Origin of the sequence: Paraeggerthella sp. LCP19S3_G8, from assembly GCF_052119225.1 — a bacterium.
Taxonomy (GTDB): domain Bacteria; phylum Actinomycetota; class Coriobacteriia; order Coriobacteriales; family Eggerthellaceae; genus Paraeggerthella; species Paraeggerthella hominis.
Map to the genome: position 1 here is coordinate 38705 of NZ_JBQKFQ010000011.1, position 18302 is coordinate 57006.

The window sequence follows — 18302 nt, forward strand, 5'->3', positions numbered from 1 at the left end:
TCAAGTCCATCCCGTGAAACGCTTCGCAGCGGCAGCCGCTTCGAAGCGCCACGAATTCAGACGATCGAACGTGGTCGACCCGTCCTCGAACACATCGACGATCGTGCAAAGGAAGCCCACCTTGTGCGCGGCGCAGCGCGCGATCGCAAGCGACGGGTCGGGCAACAGCTGCAAATGCACGTGCGTATCGGCCACCTCGGCCTCCAGCTGCGGCGCTTCTACCACGCGGTACGTTCCATGCTTGCGCTTCTGACGAAACAGCGGGTCGTCGAAAACGGGTTCTTGTCGTTCGTCGGTCATGGGCAGGCCCTTTCTTTCTTGCAGGTTCTCCCCAGGTCAGCGAGGTACGCTCCCGCGCGTGATCTTCGTGCGAGAACGTACCGCAGCGTCGGGTGGTTCCGCCGACCCGGCGGCCGGCGAAACGCGCTTATTCCATATTCAGATCGATAGAGTCCATATCCAAGCGCGGGAACAGCGGATCGCCGATCTCCACCTGGTTGCCGGCGGGAAGCTGGCCCCATGCCGTAGCGGCTTCGATGTCGGTCACGGCCGTGATGTCGCCCAAACTCAAGCGACGGAACACCTCGGCCGACGTGTTCGGCATGAACGGAGCCATGTACAGCGCGATGATGCGAATGGCCTCGAGCGCATTGTAGATAACGGCTTTCAGCTGGTCAGCCGTCTCTTCGGACTTCGCCAGGTTCCACGGCGCGGACTCCTCCACGTACAGGTTCACGCGACCGGCAAGCTTCTGCACCGCAGCCGCCGCACCGGTGAAGTCAACCTGGGACATGCACGCGTCGTATTCGGCATACAGCTCGTCGGAGATCTCGCGCAGCGGGTTTTCCGCAGCGAACGCCGGTGCCTCCGGAACCTTCGAGTCGAAGTACTTCTTCGTCATGTTGAACACGCGGCTGCACAGGTTGCCCCACGTGTTCGCCAGATCGGCGTTGTACACCTGCACCATGCGCTCCATGGAAATGGAGCCGTCGCTGCCGAACTGGACGTCGCTCATGAAATAGTAGCGGTACGCGTCCACACCGAACACCTTTACCAGATCGGCCGGCTTGAGGGCGTTGCCGCGAGACTTCGACATCTTCTCGCCCTTGGTCAGCAGGAAGCCGTGCCCGAACACGGTATGCGTGATGGGCAGTCCTGCGGCCATGAGCATGGCGGGCCAGATCACGCAGTGGAATCGCGTGATGTCCTTCCCCACGAAATGGTACTGCATGGGCCAGCGCTGCTCGAACTCGTCGGAGCGTTCGTCGTCGGCGTACCCGATGCCCGTGAGGTACGCGATCAGCGCGTCGGCCCACACGTACGCCACGTGGCTTTCGTCAAACGGCAGCGGCACGCCCCAATCGAACGTGGAACGGCTGATGGACAGGTCTTTCAGGCCGCCGGCCACGAACGACACGATCTCGTTCCTGCGCGTTTCGGGGCGGATGAAATCCGGATGCTCCTCGTAGAACTTGAGCAGCGGCTCCTGGAATTCGGACAGCTTGAAGAACCAGTTCTCCTCGCCGCCCGCCTTCTGCACGGGGCGCTTGCAATCGGGGCAGACGAACGCGCCTTCCTCGTTCTTCTCAAGGTCGCTCTCGGCGTAGTACGTTTCCTCGTGCACGCAGTACCAGCCCTCGTAGCTGCCCTTGTAGCACCAGCCCTTGTCGAAAAGCTCCTGCCAGAACTTCTTGACGGAACGCGCATGGCGCGGCTCGGTGGTGCGCACGAAATCGGTGTACGTGATATCCAGCATATCCCATGCATCGCGAAACGCCGGCTCCATGGAGTCGCACCAATCCTGCGGGGTCATGCCCTTGGCCGCCGCCGTATCGGCCACCTTCTGGCCATGCTCGTCCATGCCCGTCACGAACGCCACGTCGTAGCCGTTCATGCGCTGATAGCGCGCAACGGTGTCCGGCGCGATGGTAGCGTAGGCCGTGCCCAAATGCGGGGCTGCGTTTACGTAGTAGATCGGAGTGGTGAACGAGTAGGTTCCCTTTGACATGGTGCTTCCTTTGTTCTCGGGGCCGCGCGGCGCATGATGCCTCGTCGGCCGGATGGTCGGCGCGCTCCGCGGATGATGCGGGCGCCTGCATGTGCCGTCTGCGCGAGCAAGGCTGCGGCGCAACAGCAACTGGTTATTTTAACACGGCCGTTTGCCGCCGCCGCAAAGCACGTCGAAAACGCACGGCACGACGATCCCGCGCGTAAATGCGCGGGCGCGGGATGGGGGCACGCACGTTGGGCGGGCTGCGGCGCCCCGTGCGGAGGGGGGCGCTCGGCTGCAGCGCCCCATGCGGGGGGGGGTTCGGCTGCGTTGTTGCGTGCGTCCGCGCGCGGGGCGGGCTGCGGCGCCCCATGCGTCCGTGGGGCGGGCTGCGCTCGGCTGCGGCGCCCCATGTGTCCGCAGGGGGGGGTTGCGCTCGAAAACTTGCGATTCTTGGCAGGTTTTGACGGTTTGAGGTTGCTGCACGGACGCACAGCCTCGGCACTAATCGACACGCTTTTCGTTTCCCCAGTTCAAAGCGGTGCGTCAATACGCTTGGCACTTAGGTTGCTTCCGCAAGCCCGAAACAACAACCCCTAACCGTCAAAACCTGCCAGCAAACGCGATTTCGCGAGCGCAAGCTGGCAGCGACAGCGCGCAAGTCGCCGCAGGCATCACGCAAACCGCTGCAGTCGTATCGCAAACCGCTACAGACGCCAACCGCGCAAGCCGAAAACGCATGGGGCGGCGCTTTTTGCGGAAACCCCTTCAAACCCAATCGCCGAAAGCGTACGCTGGAAGTGTCGCTTCGCGCCGTTTTCCGCGAAGCGCGCCAACCCGCTCTCGAAGGAGGCATCTCATGGCAAAGCAGGCGTACGAAGGCCGTTTCGACGGAAAAGTCATGATCATAACCGGAGCCGCGCGTGGCATCGGACGTGCCACCGCTCTGCGCGCAGCCGCAGAAGGCGCGAAGCTCTTGCTGGTCGACCGCCTTGAAGACGAGGGCGAGAGAACGCTTGCCGAGGTTCGCGCCGTAGCTCCCGACGCGCTGTTCCTACCCCTCGACCTCTCCATAGAAGAGAACGCCCAGGCTATGGTAGCCCGAACGGTCGAAGCGTTCGGACGTCTGGACATTGCCGTGAACAACGCCGGCGTGATGGGCCAGCCCGACAACGTGCACGAGCTGACCAAGGAGCAGATGGACTACACCATGGCGAACAACCTCTACACGGTGTTTTTCTGCGCAAAGCACGAGCTTCGGCAGTTCATCGCGCAGGGCGGCGGCGGGTCCATCGTCAACGTAGCGTCCATCGCCGGCATGACCGGCTTGCCGGGCAACCCCGCCTACGTTGCATCGAAGCACGCCGTCAACGGTCTGACCAAGAACCTCGCGCTGGATTACGCACGCTACGGCGTGCGCGTCAACTCGGTCAATCCCGCCGGAACCGCCACGCCCATGGTCGAAGAGGCGTACGCATACGTGATGGAGAAGCAGCAGGCGGCCGTAGCCGCCGGGGCGGATCCGGCCGACGCCGCATCGATGGCCGGGCAAAAGACCGAGTCCATGCTGAAACGAGATGCCGAAGCCGAAGAGCAAGCCGCCTCGATCCTGTTTTTGGCCTCGGACGATGCCTCGCACATGACCGGCGAAATCGTCGCAACCGACGGCGGTTGGACGTCGTTCTAGCTTCACCCGCACGTGAGGCGCGCGAAACCTTAAGGAAAGTTAACAACGTGCGCCGGAAAGGTCTTCTTTGCGTGAAGACGCGCGGCTGCCTGCAAGGCTGCCCCTATACTGAAGCCTCTCGCAAGCAGCCGCGCCGTTCGCATTGACAGGAGGCCCATGCGCACCACGCCCGCACGCCGCGTCGCGTCCACCGCCGCGGCCATCTTCGTCAGTCTTATGTTCTTGGGAATGTTCCTGATCCCCCTTCGCTATCTGGGCGCCACGATGGGCATTGTGCCCACGGCACGCGTGACCGCCGAAGCGTCTGCGCCTGCACCGACCCCCTCGGCAACAGGCAAGACCATCACGGCCGAATACTGCAGCGAGGCCGTAACGGCAAGCAATCCATCGAACCTTGCGGGACGGACGTCAACGAACTTGGTCTTCAACGACTCCTGGTTGCTTCAAGATGCCGATTCCTACCACCACGATCTAGCCACGGCTTGCGCAGTGCTCGCAGCGGTGTGCAATTCGGAATCGCAATACTACAGCAATGTCGAAGGAGCGGCCCCCTACGCCGAGCAATCGCTTTGGGCCCTGGGCTTCGCCGACGTGCGCACGGAATCCTACGCGCTGCGCAGCAACATCCTTGACGAGCTGGGAGCGCTTTTCATAGGATCCCACGACGTTGCCGCCTACACCTTCGCCAGCAAAACCATTCCCGACCCGCAAGGAGGAACGCCCCTCACGCTGGTGTTCGTGGGCGTGCGCGGAAGCTACGGCATCGAATGGATCAGCAACTTCAACCTGCACGATGCACAGGGAGACAGCGACGACCACCACGGGTTCGGAAAAGCCGAAACCGAAGTGGAACGCGCGCTCGCCCGCTACGCGCATGAAATAGGAGCAAGCCCGGAACGCACCCGCATTCTGATCACCGGCCACAGTCGCGGAGGGGCCATCGCGAACCTGCTGGCCGCAAGGCTGAACAACCTTGGCGAAACATCGAACAAGATTGCTCCCGCTTCGGGCATCTACGCCTACACGTTCGCAGCTCCCGGGTGCACGCGCGAATCCGACCGGCAAAGCCCTGCGTACGACAACATCTTCAACATCGTGAACGAATCCGACATCGTGCCGAAGCTTCCGCTCTCAACCTGGGGATACGGGCGATACGGAACCACCGTTGCGCTGCCAAGCGTTTCCAGCGACCAGTTCTCGACGCTGTTCGACCGCATGCGAGAGGCATTCCAGCGCAATACGGGAATCATGCCGACCTACGACAAGGCGGGGCTGGCGTCGATCGATACGTTCGAGAACAACATGGACGAAGTGCTGACCTCGATCGGAAGCCCGGTCAATCCCGCACGCATCGTCGCGGCAGCCGGATCGCTGCTGGGAGTGGACTTCGGCGCGGCTCTGGCCTCGCACTTCCCCGATACGTACATCGCTTGGATGCAAAGCACCGACGACAACAGCCTCTCGTTCGACGCGCCCGCCAAGCGCACGGCGATCGCCTTGTAAGCAGGCGGGTCGTCAACGTCCACCAAGACGCGAAACGCGTTTCGCTCAAACGCATCGTCGCCGGCAAAGCAGCAGCGAAAGCGTCACTCGAAATAGAACAAGTCTTCGAACTTCTTATCCAGCGCAATGCAGAGCACGAGCGCAAGCTTCGCCGTTGGGTTGAACAAACCCGTCTCGATAGATGAAATGGTCTGACGCGACACGCCCACCAATCGAGCAAGCTCCAACTGAGAAAGCCCCGCTTCGGCTCGCGCCGCTTTCAGGCGGTTCTTCAGTTCCAACTCGCCATCGTTTCGATGAACGTCGTCAAAGCCGAACGAGGGCATCTTAATCACGAACGATCCCCTTACATCGTGATCAACACATGCTGGACAGCCCAGATCACGGCGGCAACAGCAGCGAAAGCGCCCAGGAAGAGCGCCCCTTTCATGCGCAGTTTGGAGTACTGCGCAAACCCCATGCTGGCAACCCCCGCCATGAAAACCGCGTTGATCCCGTTCGTTTCAAGACCGTGCGACCGATCCCACACCTGCAAGATTGCCAACCCCAGCATCAGCGTACTTCCCACGATCACGAGCATACGCTGCTCCATAGACCGGAAGCGCTCGTCGACCAGCCCATTGTCCTCACGGCTTTTCTCAAGAATCTCATGCTTGTCCATACCGAATCCTTTCCGGCAGTCCCGAAGGAGAACCCGCGCACAACCCATAATCCCAGCCCAACCGTGTTCCGATCCAACGGTAATGTCAAGTACACTTGACATTACGATAAGTTTACTTGACATCATGCAAGAATACAAGCTGCGTGCCCCAAATCAGAAACCCTGCATCGCTTTCTTTTGCTACCATAACGATCATGAAAGCTAACGACGAAACACCCCAAGCCAAGAAGGCGCACAAGCCGCGCGCGAAGTGGCCGCGCCGCCTTGCAATCGCCCTAGCGATTGCGCTGGTCGCAGCGTGCTTGGCAGCAAGCGCCTTTCTCGTGTACGCCAGCTCGTACTACCACGACGCAGACGCGCATCACGAAAACCTCGCGTCCACCGCGCAGCTTCCCGTTGAGCAGGGCGACGGATACCTGGCATTCGGAGACCCGAACGCCAGCGTCGGCTTGGTGTTCTACCCGGGAGCGAAGGTCGAGTACAGCGCCTACGCCCCGCTCATGCGCGACCTAGCCGAACGCGGCGTTTTCTCCGTGGTGGTGCAGATGCCGTTCAACTTCGCGTTCTTCGACATCAACGCAGCCGACCGCGTTCGCGCCGCATACCCCGCGATCACCTCATGGTGGGTGGGCGGTCACTCCCTCGGCGGATCCATGGCCGCACAATACACTGCTGATCACGCAGACGACCCCAGCATGAAGGGCATCGTTTTGGCGGCCTCCTACTCCGCGAGCGATCTTTCGCACGCCAACCTGGGAGCCGTTTCCGTATACGGCTCGAACGACCAGGTGCTCAACCGCTCGAAACTCGAAGAAAACGCGGGGCTTCTGCCTTCCGAGTCATCCACCGTGGAGATAGCGGGTGGAAACCACGCAGGTTTCGGCGACTACGGCCCGCAAGACGGCGACGGCTCCGCGTCGATCTCCCCCGAACAGCAGCGTGGCCAGGCGGCGGACATCATTGCAGCCTACCTGCTCGATCGCGAGCAGGCGGCAACGCCCCAAAGCGCAAGCCTGCCCCAAGCAGCTTAAAACGAACGAGCCGCTTTTCCGCACCAGCAAGCAAGCCGCCGCACGTTACGCCGCCTTCCGAGCTTTTCCACGCGGAAGCAAGAGCATCCCTGCCACGAACCCGGCCACGATGACGCCCGCCTGCACCTCGAAGCTCACGCCGAAGCCGAACGCATCGATGCCCAGGTCGTTCGAAGATGCCTGCGCCATGATGGCGATGAGTACCGAGGAGGCAAGCGCCCCGAAGATCTGCCGAAACGACGTGATGATGGCCGTTCCTTGAGCCAGGTCCTCGGCAGGAAGCGCCGCGCACGCGTACGCCGTCATGGGCATCATCAGGCACGCCACGCCCACGGTGCGCACGCCGAACAGCGCGGTCACCGCCCACTCAGGCGTACTGGCATCGCACGCCGCGAAGGCAAGCGTCCCAACAGCCAGCACCGCGGATCCAACAACGATCAAAGGGCGCGGACCGCATCGGTCCAGCAACCGGCCCGTCACGGGGTTCAGCACCCCCAGCAGCAACGCCCCGGGAAGAATGGCCAGGCCGGACGACGTGGCGCTCAGCCCCTGCACATCCTGCACGAACAGCGGGACCATGATCGACCCCGCCATGAACGCAATCTGCGCGATCATGACCAAGCCGGTAGCCACGGCGAAGGTTCGGTTGCGAAAGCACGCAAGCTTGAGAAGAGGTTGATCGATGCGCGCCTGCCTTCGAGCGAACACCGCCAAAGCCGCCACGCCGCTCACAAGCGCAAGGACGGGCAGCGCGCTCAAGCTCCCGTCCGCCTCCATGAACGTAGTCCCTGCCATGATGGCGCAGAACCCAAGCGCATAGAGCAAACCCGAGGGGACATCGAAACGCTCGCGCTTCCCTTCGCGCTTCATCACATCGGTCAGCAGGGGAAGCGCCAGCGCTATCACAACAATGGTCACGGCGCCCAACACGATGAACACCGAGCGCCAACCCCAAAAGTCTATGAGGAAGCCCGATACGGTGGGGCCGATAGCCGGCGCGAACCCGATGATCAAGCCCACCAGGCCCATAGCGCGTCCGTACTCGTTGCGCGGATACACCGAAAGCGCCACCACCTGAATGAGCGGCAACGCGATGCCGGCACCGCCCGCCTGCAGCAAGCGCGACGCCAGCAGCAGCGGGTAGTTCGGTGCGAACAGGGCGGCAGCGCACCCCGCCACGAAGCACAGCATGGCGGCAACGAACAGCTTCTTCGCATCAACGCGATTCACCAGGTAAGCCGTCATGGCCGAAATAAGGCCCAGCATGAAAATATAGGACGTGGTAAGCAGCTGACCAAGAGCGGCGTTCACCGCGAACTCGTGCATGATGGTGGGCAGCGCCGCTATCATCATGCTTTGGGAAATGCACGCGGCAGTGGTGCCGGCCATCATGATGGACAGCACGACGGTTCGCTGCCTGCGCGGCAGTCCGTCGTGCGCGGCAAGCGCATCGTCGCCCGCAGCCTGGTGTTTCGCTCTGTCCGTTTGCTGTCCCATAAGGCCATGGTAGCACCGGCACTTTGGGAGCCCCCACCCTTCGGCAAACGTGCACATTACAGTTCGGCAACGTATCGCATGCAAACTAATTTGCCTTCTAACCAGGCTTTATCGCAGCTTATCGCGCCGTTCGCACCAATCGGGCATGAAGGTATCCATAAGCTCTTTGAAGCGCGGGCCGTGGCCCCGTTCCAAAAGATGGCACAGTTCGTGAACCACCACGTACTCCAGGCATTCCGGGGGATACAGCGCCAGGCGCACGTTCAGGCAGATGCGGCCCGTCGAAGGCTGGCAGCTGCCCCAGCGACTGGTCATGTTCCGGTACGCCAGCTTGCCCGCCTTCACGCCCATGATGGGCTCCCAAGCTTCCACCAGCACCGGAGCGCACGCCTCCACCACGGCGCGCCATGCGGCAACCTGCTCCGGCGAAGCCTGAGCCGCCCGAGCCGCAGGCGACGACGCAGCCTGCGCGCGCTTCTGGTCGATCCACGTCCGCTTCTCCCGAACGAAGCGCTCCACATCCTGGTCGCGCACATGCAGCGGAGCGGAAACTTCCACGCAGCCGCCCGTGCGCGCGATGCGCAGGTTGAGGTTCTTCACGCGCTTGCGCGTCAAGCGTACGGGCAGACCGTCCACAAGAAGCTCTACCGCAGCATCGCCCGCACGACGCCCGCGCGCCGAACGACCTGCGGGTGCAAGAGCGCCGCTCCCGCGCTGCGCATCGCGAAAACCCTGGGACATGCGGCTCCCTACGCCTCGAGCGCGATGTCGTAGGCCGCGTTGCGCGCAATGCCGAACTCGTCGGCTATGGTGCGAGCTACGTCCTTGTTGCGCGCGCCGGCAGCCTTCAGCTCTGCCGCTCGAGTCCGAGCGGCAGACTCGGCGTCTTCCTCGGCCGCAGCACCCTCCGCCACGCTGGGACCATCGATCACCAGCACGATCTCGCCCTTGATGCCGCCGCCTTCCGCACGAGCGGCAAACATGTCGCGCAGGCGCGGCAGGGAGTCGCGCGCCACTTCCTCGTGCAGCTTCGTCAACTCGCGGCATACGGCACCCTCGCGGTAAGGGTACGCCTCGGCAAGCGATTCAAGTGCGCTGACCAGGCGATTAGGACTTTCGTAGAAGATGAGCGCGGCGTCGAGGGCACGCAACGACTCCAGCGTGGCGCGGCGCTCCGCATCCTTGCGCGGGAAGAAGCCGCCGAAATAGAACCGCGGGTTCGTGCTGCCGCTGGCCACGTACGCCGTAGCCGCAGCAGTCGGACCGGGCAGCACCTCCACGGGCACGCCGGCCTCATGCGCGGCGCGCACCAAACGCAAGCCGGGATCCGACACGCCGGGCATGCCGGCATCGGAGCAGTACGCGATCACCTCTCCGGCCGCCACGCGATCGACGATGGCCGACGCGCGCTCGCCCATGAGCGCTTCGTCAAGGCGCTCGATGCGCTTCTCGATGCGATACGCCGCCAAAAGCCTGCCCGTGACGCGCGTGTCTTCGGCGCATACCGCATCGGCGGACTGCAAGGCCGCAAGCGCACGCTGCGGCATGTCCCCCAAGTTGCCGATAGGCGTCGGGCATATAACCAGCTTTCCAGCTGCGCGAGTTCCGGCTGCACAAGATTCCACTGGCTACCCCGCTACTTTCGACGCATAAAAACGAACGCCACCACCAGCACGACAAGCGCGAGCGCCACCACGCCGCCCACGATGAACGGTAGCGGATTGTCTCCCGTACAGGCCAGGCAGCCATACGCAAGCTCCATGCAACTCCCCTTTCGTCGTGCCGGCGCCTCGGTGCGCAACGGCGTTTCAACCGGTCTCCATTGTCGGGCATGACGAGCCCAATGGCAAACGCAACCCGCCAACCATCGCTCACAAAACGCAAGTCGGCGGGTTGCGCGCGAACGCTAGCGCGGCCGACAGGCTGCGCGCGAGGCTAGCGCATCTTCTGAGCTCGGGCAACCCACGCGTCGCCCAAAAACTGTATCGCCTGTACAAGCACGATCAGCACCGCAATGCACGACACCATGACATCGGCCTGATAGCGCTGGTAGCCGTACCGGTACGCCAGATCGCCCAGGCCCCCGCCGCCCACGATGCCGGCCATCGCGGAAAAGCCCAGGATGGAAATGGCCGTGATGGTAATGCCCTTGATCAGCGGAACACGCGCCTCTGGCAGCAGCACGAACAGCACGACCGCGGTTTTGCTGGCGCCGGCGGCGAACGCGGCCTCCAGCATACCCCGGTCAACCTCCGCGAACGAGGTTTCCGACAACCGCGCGAAAAACGCGATCGCGGCAATGGACAGGGGAACCACCACGGCCTCGCTGCCGATCTTCGTGCCCACGATCAAAGACGACAGCGGAAGCAAGAAGATGAGCAGGATGAGAAACGGAATGGAGCGCACCACGTTCAGCACGGCCCCCACCAGCCTGTTGACCCAGACGTTCTTCACGAACAAGCGCGTGCCGGTGACGTACAGAAGAATTCCCAGAGCGCCCCCGACCACCACGGCGGCCGCCAGCGCAACCGAGCACATGAACGCGGTCTGACCCAACGCAACGCCAAGCTCCGGCGCAATTCGCACGATGTTATCCAGCATGGCGCACCACCTCCAAACGCTCCACGCGCGCCCTCAAGTGCGCCGCGACTTTCTCTATTTCCGCAGGCTCGCCGTTCACCAGCACGTACAGAATCCCGTAAGGCTGTTGGGCAAGGTACTCTATCCGCCCGTGCACGATCGATATCGTCACGTCGAACGAAGACCCCGCTTCGAACAGAACCGGCTCGGTTGCGGCAGGGCCCGCGTACGTTAATTTGAACAGCGCTCCGCTTTGCTGCAGCACCTCTTCAGGCAGGTCGAAGCGCTGCGTTTGCTCGACAAGGCCCTTCGCCACCTCCGACTGGGGATTCGAAAGCACGTCGAACGTGTTGCCATGCTCCACGATGCGGCCCTTGCCCATAACCGCCACCCGATGGCAGATGCGCTTCACCACGTCCAGCTCGTGCGTGATGACCACCATAGTGACGCCCAGCTCCTCGTTCGCGCGCCTAAGCACGTCTAGGACCGATGCGGTGGTCTCCAGGTCGAGCGCGCTCGTAGGCTCGTCGCACAGCAGGATGCGCGAACTGGGGGCAAGCGCCCGCGCGATCGCCACGCGCTGCTTCTGCCCGCCACTGAGCGTGCGCGGGTAGACGTCCTTCTTGTCCAGCAGGTTCACGAACCTCAGCACCTCGTCAACGCGCTCGTCCGTCTGCCGCTTGCTCCACCCGGCCTGCTTGAGCGGAAACGCAACGTTTTGGCCGACGGTCTTCGCGTTCCACAGATTGAAGTGCTGGAAGATCATGCCGATGCCCGCGCGGGTTTCGCGCAGCTGCCTGCCCCTTTGCCCCACGATGGAAACGCCATCGACGATCACCTCCCCGGCGGTGGGCGCTTGCAGCAGGTTGATCGTTCTGACAAGGGTGGACTTCCCAGCGCCGCTCGACCCGACGATGCCGAGCACCTCCCCTTCGCGCACGGCCAGGCTCACCCCGTCAACGGCCGGCGCCTTGGATTGCCCCGAGGGAAATTCGACGCGCACGTTTTTCAACTCGATCATGATGCTCCTCACGTGGACGAATCCTCTTAGTAACCGCTCGGCCTACTGAAGGCGGAGAAGGGGCGGCTGGGGTCCTCGATGGCGCGTCGGAAGGCGTCCGAGCCCACAATGGCAACGATGTCCTGGGCAAAAGGAGCGGCAGCATCCTCTCCGCGCACCGCGATCACGTTGTAATAGCCCTCGGAAAGCTGCTCCATGTAGGCCGCGTCGGCAAGGTCGAGGCCCGCGCCGATGGCGTAGTTGCCGTTGACCACGGCTGCGTCCACGCTATCGAGCACCGTGGGCAGAATCTCGGCGTTGACCTGCTTGATAACGATGTTCTTGGGGTTGGACGCGATATCGTCGACCGTCGCCTTGGCGGGGTCCACCGCCGAATCAAGAAAGACAAGACCAGCCTGTTGCAACACGCGCAACGAACGCGACAGGTTGGTGTCATCATTGGGAACGGCCACCGTCGCCCCTTCGCTCAACTGGTCGAGCGAACCCACCTTGTTGGAGAAAACGCCCATGGCCGCCGTAGGAATTTCGGCGAGAGCGGCCAGATCAAGGCCATGCTGCTGGGCAAAGCTGTTCAGATACGTGGAATGTTGGAACACGTTAAGCGAAATGTCTCCGTTGACAAGGGCGTTGTTGGGCTGGACGTAATCCGAGAACTCAACGTAGCTCACGGAATACCCCCGTTCCCTCAACGACGGCTCGACGGCTTCGCGAAACAGATCCTGATACGGACCGGCGACCACGCCCACTTTGAGCGACTTCGCGCCGGAATCATCCGTTCCAGGGGCCGAACAGCCCGAAAACAGGACCAGCGCGGCGCACAGGCTCGCAACGATCGAGAGCAGAGCAACAAGCTTGCATTTCATGACAAGTACCTTTCTTTTGCAGGAGGACGACCCGAGTTCGGGCATAAAAAAAGAAGCCTGAGGCTTCCGAGAATCGCGACACGGTATGTACGTTCACCCTAAGAAACAAGGATAGCGTTGCGACAATTCTCGAAGCACGACATGCGCATGCGCGGACGCATGCCCATCAGCACGGACAGAGCGCGGGGCATCATCATGTTCATGTACGAGAAAACAGCTATCATGGCCAACCTCCTTCCGGGTGCAAAAAGCCGATCCGAATACTACAGCAAATCACTAGGTGTTCAGTATAGGGAAGGAATCCGCGCCGTCAAGACCCCAATAAGAATCGATGCAACGGGCGACGGCGCGGGGCTCGCGAGGTCCGTGGGGTTCGCGGACGACGCGGGGTTCGCGGGGTTCGCGGACGACGACGCAGGACTTGCGAGGTCCGTGGGGTTCGCGGACGACAGCGTGGGACCCGCGGGGTTCGCAGGGCTCGCGGACGGCGCGGAACCCGCGAACGACAGCGCGGGGTCCGTGGGAGCAGGAAACGCACATGGAGCACGGGCGGTTGGGGATGGCGTGCATCGCGGGCCCGTGATGCGCCCGGAAGCCGGGTCGCGCGCGGCACGCAGGCGCGGATGCGCAATGCGCCCGTGTCTGCGCATCGAGCGTCGCCGCCGCGCAGCCGGCCCCGCTTCCCCCTGCGCAACGCGCTACAATGGAACCAACGTCGTACCCGATAGAGAGAAGGTCCCATGCACCAGGAACTCACGAAGAAGGCAGCAGAAGGATTCCTGCTGGTCGGACGCATCGACGCGCCCGAAAACCCGAAGGCGTGCGCGGTCATCGTCCATGGCCTGTGCGAGCACTACGGCCGCTACGATTACGTGGTGGAGCAGCTGCTGGCGGCCGGTTACGCCGTGGTGCGCTTCGACCATCGCGGGCATGGCCGGTCGATGGGCAAAGCGGTCTGGTACGACAACCGCCAGCAGATCGTGGCCGACACGGATCTGTTCGTGGAAGAGGCTCGCGCGCACTTCCCCGACCTGCCGCTGTTCATGATCGGGCATTCCATGGGCGGGTTCGGCGCAGCCAGCTACGCAACGACGTACCCCGGGAAGCTGGACGGCTACGTGCTGTCGGGAGCCTGGACCCGCGATCATGCCGGCTTGGCAGCGGGCGTGGTCGAGCAGGGGCTCGACCCGCAAACCTACCTCCCCAACGAGCTGGGCGACGGCGTATGCTCGGACCCCGCCGTGGGCGAAGCGTACCTGGCCGATCCGTTCGTCGTCAAAGAGTTCTCCGTTGCGCTGCTGCGCGCCGTGCACGACGGCCACGTATGGCTCCGCGAGCACGCTGCGAATTTCTCCGACCCGGTGCTTTTGCTGCACGGCGGCGATGACGGCCTAGTCAGCCCGCAAGACAGCATCGACATGTACAAGGAGGTGTCGGCCACGGACAAGTCTTTGCGCATCTACGCCGGCCTCTACCACGAGATATTCAACGAGTTCAAGCGCGACCGCGTTATCCGCGACGCCATCGAATGGCTGGACGACCGCGCACGGTAAGCGCTCCTCGCCGAAAAAACGCCGCCGAGCATTCCCCCTGAGAGATCGAACGGGTACAGTTCCACGAAACCGCTCGACAATCAGGGGGATTATCATGTCGCAAGGAGCCTTTGCTTCCTTTCTCGCGCGCAAGGACATCGAGATCTCGCCGCAGCGCTACGCTATCGACGCGCTGTCGGCCATGGCGCAAGGCTTGTTCGCCTCGCTTTTGATCGGAACCATCCTCGCCACCGTGGGAGACCTTACGGGAATCGCGTTCTTCAACGAGGTAGGCAGCTTCGCCAAAAGCGTTGCCGGGCCCGCCATGGCCATCGCCATCGGGTACGCCCTGAAAACGCCGCCGCTCGTTCTGTTCTCGCTTGCCGCCGTGGGTTACGCCGCGAACGCTGCGGGCGGCGCGGGCGGGCCGCTTGCCGTGCTGGTGGTTGCCATCGTGGCATCGGAGTGCGGCAAGGCCGTGTCGAAGGAGACGAAGGTCGACATCCTGGCAACGCCCGCCGTCACCATCCTGGCGGGCTGCGGGCTGTCGATCGCCGTCGCCCCGGCCATCGGCGCCCTGGCGTCGTCCGTGGGCGGGTTCATCATGTGGGCAACCGAGTTGCAGCCGTTCTTCATGGGCGTCATCGTGTCGGTGGTCATCGGCATCGCCTTGACGCTGCCCATCTCGTCGGCCGCCATCTGCGCCGCCCTCAGCTTGACGGGGCTGGCAGGCGGCGCGGCCGTAGCTGGATGCTGCGCCCAGATGGTGGGGTTCGCCGTCATGAGCTTCAAAGAGAACAGCTGGGGCGGATTGGTGTCGCAAGGCTTGGGTACGTCTATGCTGCAAATGGGCAACATCGTGCGCAAGCCGATCATCTGGCTGCCGCCCATTCTGGCATCGGCCATTACCGGCCCCATCGCCACCTGCGTCTTTCAACTCCAGCAAAACGGCAGCGCAATCGCATCGGGCATGGGAACGTGCGGGCTGGTAGGCCCCATCGGCGTGTACACGGGATGGGTTGCAGACGCCATGGCGGGCGCACCGGCAGCCGGGCCCCTCGACTGGCTGGGGCTAGCGCTGATCTGCTTCATCCTGCCCGCCCTTCTCAGCTGGGGAATATGCACCGGCATGAGAAAAGCGGGGCTCATCAAGGACGGCGACCTCAAACTGGAGGCGTAAAGGCGCGCAGGTGCAAAACGGGGTGCCCAAGCGTTGCTCGGCACCCCGGTCGGAAAGCAACTTGGCCCGCAACCGACTACAGCAGCTCTTCCACGGCGGGCGCGACCGCATCGGGAATGTTTGCCGTGGGCTCGAAGCGGCGAACGACGTTCCCGTCGCGATCGACCAGGAACTTGGTGAAGTTCCACTTGATGGAAGGCTTCTGGGCGTATCCGGGATCGGCCTTTGCCAGCAGGTCCTCCAGAACAGGCGTCAGCTCATGGCCCTGGTCGAACCCCTCGAAGCCCTTTTGCTCTTGCAGGTACGCGAACAGCGGATCGGCGCCTTCGCCGTTGACCTCGATCTTCGCGAACTGAGGAAACGTCACGCCGAAGCGGGAGGTGCAAAACGCCGCGATCTCCTCGTTCGTTCCCGGAGCCTGATGGCCGAACTGGTCGCACGGGAAGTCCAAAACGTCCAGCCCGCGCTCGCGCAGGGCGCGATACAGTTCTTCGAGCTGGGCATACGTCGGCGTAAAGCCGCATTCGGTGGCGGTGTTCACAATAAGCAGGACGCGTCCGCGGTAATCGGCAAGCGAAACGGCGTTGCCCTGCTGGTCTTTCACGGTGAAATCGTAGATGCTCATGAGCGCCTTCTTTCGAGAGGTTTCCAAGAGGGTCCGATGGACGACCTTAGTGTACGCCCAATTGATACTTTGTTGATTACAGTTTACGAAACCGTTGCCGTCGCCCTTGGCGTCCGCTCCTCCACTGCCGCAAACGGCTTGCTCGCGCGGGCGGCGATGCGCTTCGAAGCCTTTGCCCACACCCCGTCCGTCGCCCGCTCCCTCAAGGCGTCCCCGCAACCAACCTGGTATCATGAGTCCAACAAGGAGCTAAAGCGTACGGCGATCTCGCCGCTTTCCAAGGAGACTCATGAACTTCATTCGCAGCACCTGGAGGCTGTTCGCGTACAACCTGCGAACCGTTTTCCTGTTCGAAGCAGGATTCCAGATTGCATTCGCCATTTTGTTCGTGCCGCTTAGTTTAGGGCTCATAGACTTCGCGCTGTACGCCGCCGGCCTTTCCTACCTGTGCGACGCGAATCTGGCGACATTCCTTGGCAGCCCCGTAACCTGGCCGTGCGCCTTGTTCGCCATACTCTTGCTAAGCCTGGGGTCGCTGTTCGAAATGTGCGCGCTCGTGCTGCTGATGCAGGCCGGGAGGATGCGGCGAAAGATTGGGGTGCGCGAGCTGGCGAACCGCACGTTCGAGCAAGCCGTGCGCATCGTCCATCCACGCAACTGGCTGCTGATCCCCTTCGTGCTGCTGCTTGTTCCGCTCACGAACCTGGCCGTGACCTCGTCGGTCTTGACCGATTTCAGGCCTCCCGAATTCATCATGGACTTCATCTGGGAAAACAACGTGCTTTCCTGCGCGTTGATCGCGTTGTTCGTTGCCCTGTACATCCACGCTTTCTTCCTTGCGTTCGGCGTGCACTTCTTCACGCTGCGCAACGAGGACTGGATGCAGGCGCGCGCTTCGAGCAAGCGCCTGCTGCACGGCGCTCGCTGGATGCTGGCTCGCCGCATCTTGGCGCTTGTCGGCCTGTTCGCCGCAGAAGCGGCGGCGGTAGCGCTCATTGGGATATTCACGCTAACGGTGCTGATCGAGGGAGACGCCTCCCCGGTTGCCTCGATAGGGCTTGCCGTCATTTCGCTCGGGTTCTTGATAATCACGCAATGCCTGCTCACCCCGTTCAGCTACGCTGCGCTGAGCTGCACATTCTACGAACTCACCGACAAAAAGAACATCCCCGTCGACTACCGCTTCGAGCCATCGGGCCCAACCGGACGCACGCCGTTTGCCAAGAGGGCAACGGCAGCAGCGCTCGCCCTGATCGCGTTTGCATCCTCGACTTCGTACATAACTTCCCACGGCCTGTTCGAGCCTTCGCAGGAACCGCCCGCCCGCGTAGAGATCACCGCGCATCGTGGAGGAGCCCGCACCGCCCCGGAGAACACGCTTGCCGCCTTTCAGCAGGCTATCGACGAAGGCGCTGATTGGGTGGAGCTCGACGTGCAGCAAACCGCCGACGGCGTGCTCATGGTCATGCACGACGCCAACCTCAAGCGAACGACGGGGCTGGACAAGAACTTTTGGGAAGTCACGTACAACGAGATCAAAGATCTGGACAACGGATCCTGGTTCGATCCCGCCTTCGCCGATCAGCGCGTATGCACGCTCGAGGAAGCACTTGCCCTCTGCAAAGGCAAAATCAAGATGAACATCGAGGTCAAACCCGACGGTCACGGCACCGACCTGGAGCGGAAAACGGTCGACCTCATCAACGCTTACGGCATGCGCGACCACGTGGCGGTTGCCAGCATCTCCTACGACGCGCTCGTACGCGTAAAGCAAGCCGACCCGCTCATGCCCACCATGTACGATATGACGCTGGCGTACGGCTACCTTTCCCACATACCGTACGTCGACTACTTCAGCGTTGACGACTTCTTCGTTACGCGGCAGCTTGTCGACGACGCGCACCGCGAAGGGAAAATCGTCTACGCTTGGACCGTGAACGACCCCGCCAACATGGCGCGTTTGCTCAGCTACGGCATAGACGGCCTGGTCACAGACGATGTGACCGCCGCACGCGAAATGGCCGAGGACTTCCATCCCGCCGACTAGGCCCCGTGCGAACGGCGAGGGACGCTCCCGCATCCGCGCGGTCTTCGAGGGGAACGACCGGCCTACACCTGCAAGGGGACGCTAC

At 62.7% G+C, this 18302-nt stretch carries 19 protein-coding genes; 6 read left to right on the forward strand and 13 right to left on the reverse strand.

Annotated elements, in window-relative coordinates:
* A complete protein-coding gene (locus ACTQZK_RS11305) occupies positions 1-300 on the reverse strand; it encodes a nitrate ABC transporter substrate-binding protein (protein ID WP_441899673.1) in 300 nt (99 codons plus the stop codon).
* 127 nt (positions 301-427) lie between these two features.
* Positions 428-2008 (reverse strand): methionine--tRNA ligase, encoded by a 1581-nt coding sequence (metG, locus tag ACTQZK_RS11310; protein ID WP_216529018.1) that lies wholly within the window; start codon positions 2006-2008, stop codon positions 428-430.
* An 841-nt stretch (positions 2009-2849) separates the two neighbouring features.
* On the opposite strand from metG, the gene ACTQZK_RS11315 reads away from it, so the two are divergent.
* Both ACTQZK_RS11315 and ACTQZK_RS11320 read left to right on the forward strand, forming a co-directional pair.
* On the forward strand, positions 2850-3677 hold the full coding sequence (locus ACTQZK_RS11315; protein ID WP_418831902.1) for an SDR family NAD(P)-dependent oxidoreductase: 828 nt from the start codon (positions 2850-2852) through the stop codon (positions 3675-3677).
* Between the two features lie 156 nt (positions 3678-3833).
* Positions 3834-5180: a lipase family protein gene (locus tag ACTQZK_RS11320; RefSeq protein ID WP_441899674.1), complete on the forward strand. Its 1347-nt coding sequence runs from the start codon at positions 3834-3836 to the stop codon at positions 5178-5180.
* A gap of 83 nt (positions 5181-5263) precedes the next feature.
* On the opposite strand, the gene ACTQZK_RS11325 is transcribed toward ACTQZK_RS11320, so the two are convergent.
* Together ACTQZK_RS11325 and ACTQZK_RS11330 are read right to left on the reverse strand one after the other, a co-directional pair.
* Positions 5264-5506: a helix-turn-helix transcriptional regulator gene (locus ACTQZK_RS11325; RefSeq protein WP_225748978.1), complete on the reverse strand. Its 243-nt coding sequence runs from the start codon at positions 5504-5506 to the stop codon at positions 5264-5266.
* 20 nt (positions 5507-5526) lie between these two features.
* The gene (locus tag ACTQZK_RS11330; RefSeq protein WP_216529014.1) at positions 5527-5841 is read right to left on the reverse strand and encodes a DUF6442 family protein; all 315 of its coding nucleotides are present in this window, start codon (positions 5839-5841) and stop codon (positions 5527-5529) included.
* 194 nt (positions 5842-6035) lie between these two features.
* On the opposite strand from ACTQZK_RS11330, the gene ACTQZK_RS11335 reads away from it, so the two are divergent.
* Positions 6036-6872, forward strand: a complete 837-nt coding sequence (locus ACTQZK_RS11335; RefSeq protein ID WP_418831898.1) for an alpha/beta hydrolase — start codon at positions 6036-6038, stop codon at positions 6870-6872.
* A 45-nt stretch (positions 6873-6917) separates the two neighbouring features.
* Here ACTQZK_RS11335 and ACTQZK_RS11340 read toward each other — a convergent pair whose 3' ends face one another.
* From ACTQZK_RS11340 to ACTQZK_RS11375, 8 genes are all read right to left on the reverse strand, one after another.
* The gene (locus tag ACTQZK_RS11340; protein ID WP_418831896.1) at positions 6918-8369 is read right to left on the reverse strand and encodes a DHA2 family efflux MFS transporter permease subunit; all 1452 of its coding nucleotides are present in this window, start codon (positions 8367-8369) and stop codon (positions 6918-6920) included.
* A 108-nt stretch (positions 8370-8477) separates the two neighbouring features.
* A complete protein-coding gene (locus ACTQZK_RS11345) occupies positions 8478-9110 on the reverse strand; it encodes a M48 family metallopeptidase (RefSeq protein WP_225748645.1) in 633 nt (210 codons plus the stop codon).
* An 8-nt stretch (positions 9111-9118) separates the two neighbouring features.
* A complete protein-coding gene (rsmI, locus tag ACTQZK_RS11350) occupies positions 9119-9994 on the reverse strand; it encodes a 16S rRNA (cytidine(1402)-2'-O)-methyltransferase (protein ID WP_225748644.1) in 876 nt (291 codons plus the stop codon).
* A gap of 11 nt (positions 9995-10005) precedes the next feature.
* A complete protein-coding gene (locus ACTQZK_RS11355; RefSeq protein ID WP_441899675.1) occupies positions 10006-10131 on the reverse strand; it encodes a hypothetical protein in 126 nt (41 codons plus the stop codon).
* Between the two features lie 173 nt (positions 10132-10304).
* Positions 10305-10970 (reverse strand): methionine ABC transporter permease, encoded by a 666-nt coding sequence (locus ACTQZK_RS11360; RefSeq protein ID WP_225748643.1) that lies wholly within the window; start codon positions 10968-10970, stop codon positions 10305-10307.
* Positions 10960-11970: a methionine ABC transporter ATP-binding protein gene (locus ACTQZK_RS11365; RefSeq protein ID WP_225748642.1), complete on the reverse strand. Its 1011-nt coding sequence runs from the start codon at positions 11968-11970 to the stop codon at positions 10960-10962. The genes ACTQZK_RS11360 and ACTQZK_RS11365 overlap by 11 nt, the downstream gene beginning before the upstream one ends.
* A 26-nt stretch (positions 11971-11996) precedes the next feature.
* The gene (locus tag ACTQZK_RS11370) at positions 11997-12833 is read right to left on the reverse strand and encodes a MetQ/NlpA family ABC transporter substrate-binding protein (RefSeq protein WP_418831893.1); all 837 of its coding nucleotides are present in this window, start codon (positions 12831-12833) and stop codon (positions 11997-11999) included.
* A 98-nt stretch (positions 12834-12931) separates the two neighbouring features.
* Positions 12932-13057, reverse strand: a complete 126-nt coding sequence (locus ACTQZK_RS11375; protein WP_255616260.1) for a hypothetical protein — start codon at positions 13055-13057, stop codon at positions 12932-12934.
* Between the two features lie 516 nt (positions 13058-13573).
* Between ACTQZK_RS11375 and ACTQZK_RS11380 the strand changes: the two genes are divergently transcribed.
* Both ACTQZK_RS11380 and ACTQZK_RS11385 read left to right on the forward strand, forming a co-directional pair.
* Positions 13574-14386, forward strand: coding sequence for an alpha/beta hydrolase (locus tag ACTQZK_RS11380; protein WP_225748640.1), 813 nt, complete (start codon positions 13574-13576; stop codon positions 14384-14386).
* 94 nt (positions 14387-14480) lie between these two features.
* On the forward strand, positions 14481-15545 hold the full coding sequence (locus ACTQZK_RS11385; protein ID WP_418831891.1) for a PTS transporter subunit IIC: 1065 nt from the start codon (positions 14481-14483) through the stop codon (positions 15543-15545).
* Positions 15546-15621: 76 nt separating this feature from the next.
* On the opposite strand, the gene ACTQZK_RS11390 is transcribed toward ACTQZK_RS11385, so the two are convergent.
* Positions 15622-16170 carry a glutathione peroxidase gene (locus tag ACTQZK_RS11390; protein ID WP_418831889.1) on the reverse strand — a complete coding sequence of 183 codons (549 nt, stop codon included), beginning with the start codon at positions 16168-16170 and terminating at the stop codon, positions 15622-15624.
* Between the two features lie 289 nt (positions 16171-16459).
* On the opposite strand from ACTQZK_RS11390, the gene ACTQZK_RS11395 reads away from it, so the two are divergent.
* Positions 16460-18217 carry a glycerophosphodiester phosphodiesterase family protein gene (locus ACTQZK_RS11395; protein WP_441899676.1) on the forward strand — a complete coding sequence of 586 codons (1758 nt, stop codon included), beginning with the start codon at positions 16460-16462 and terminating at the stop codon, positions 18215-18217.
* Positions 18218-18302 lie beyond the last annotated feature (85 nt).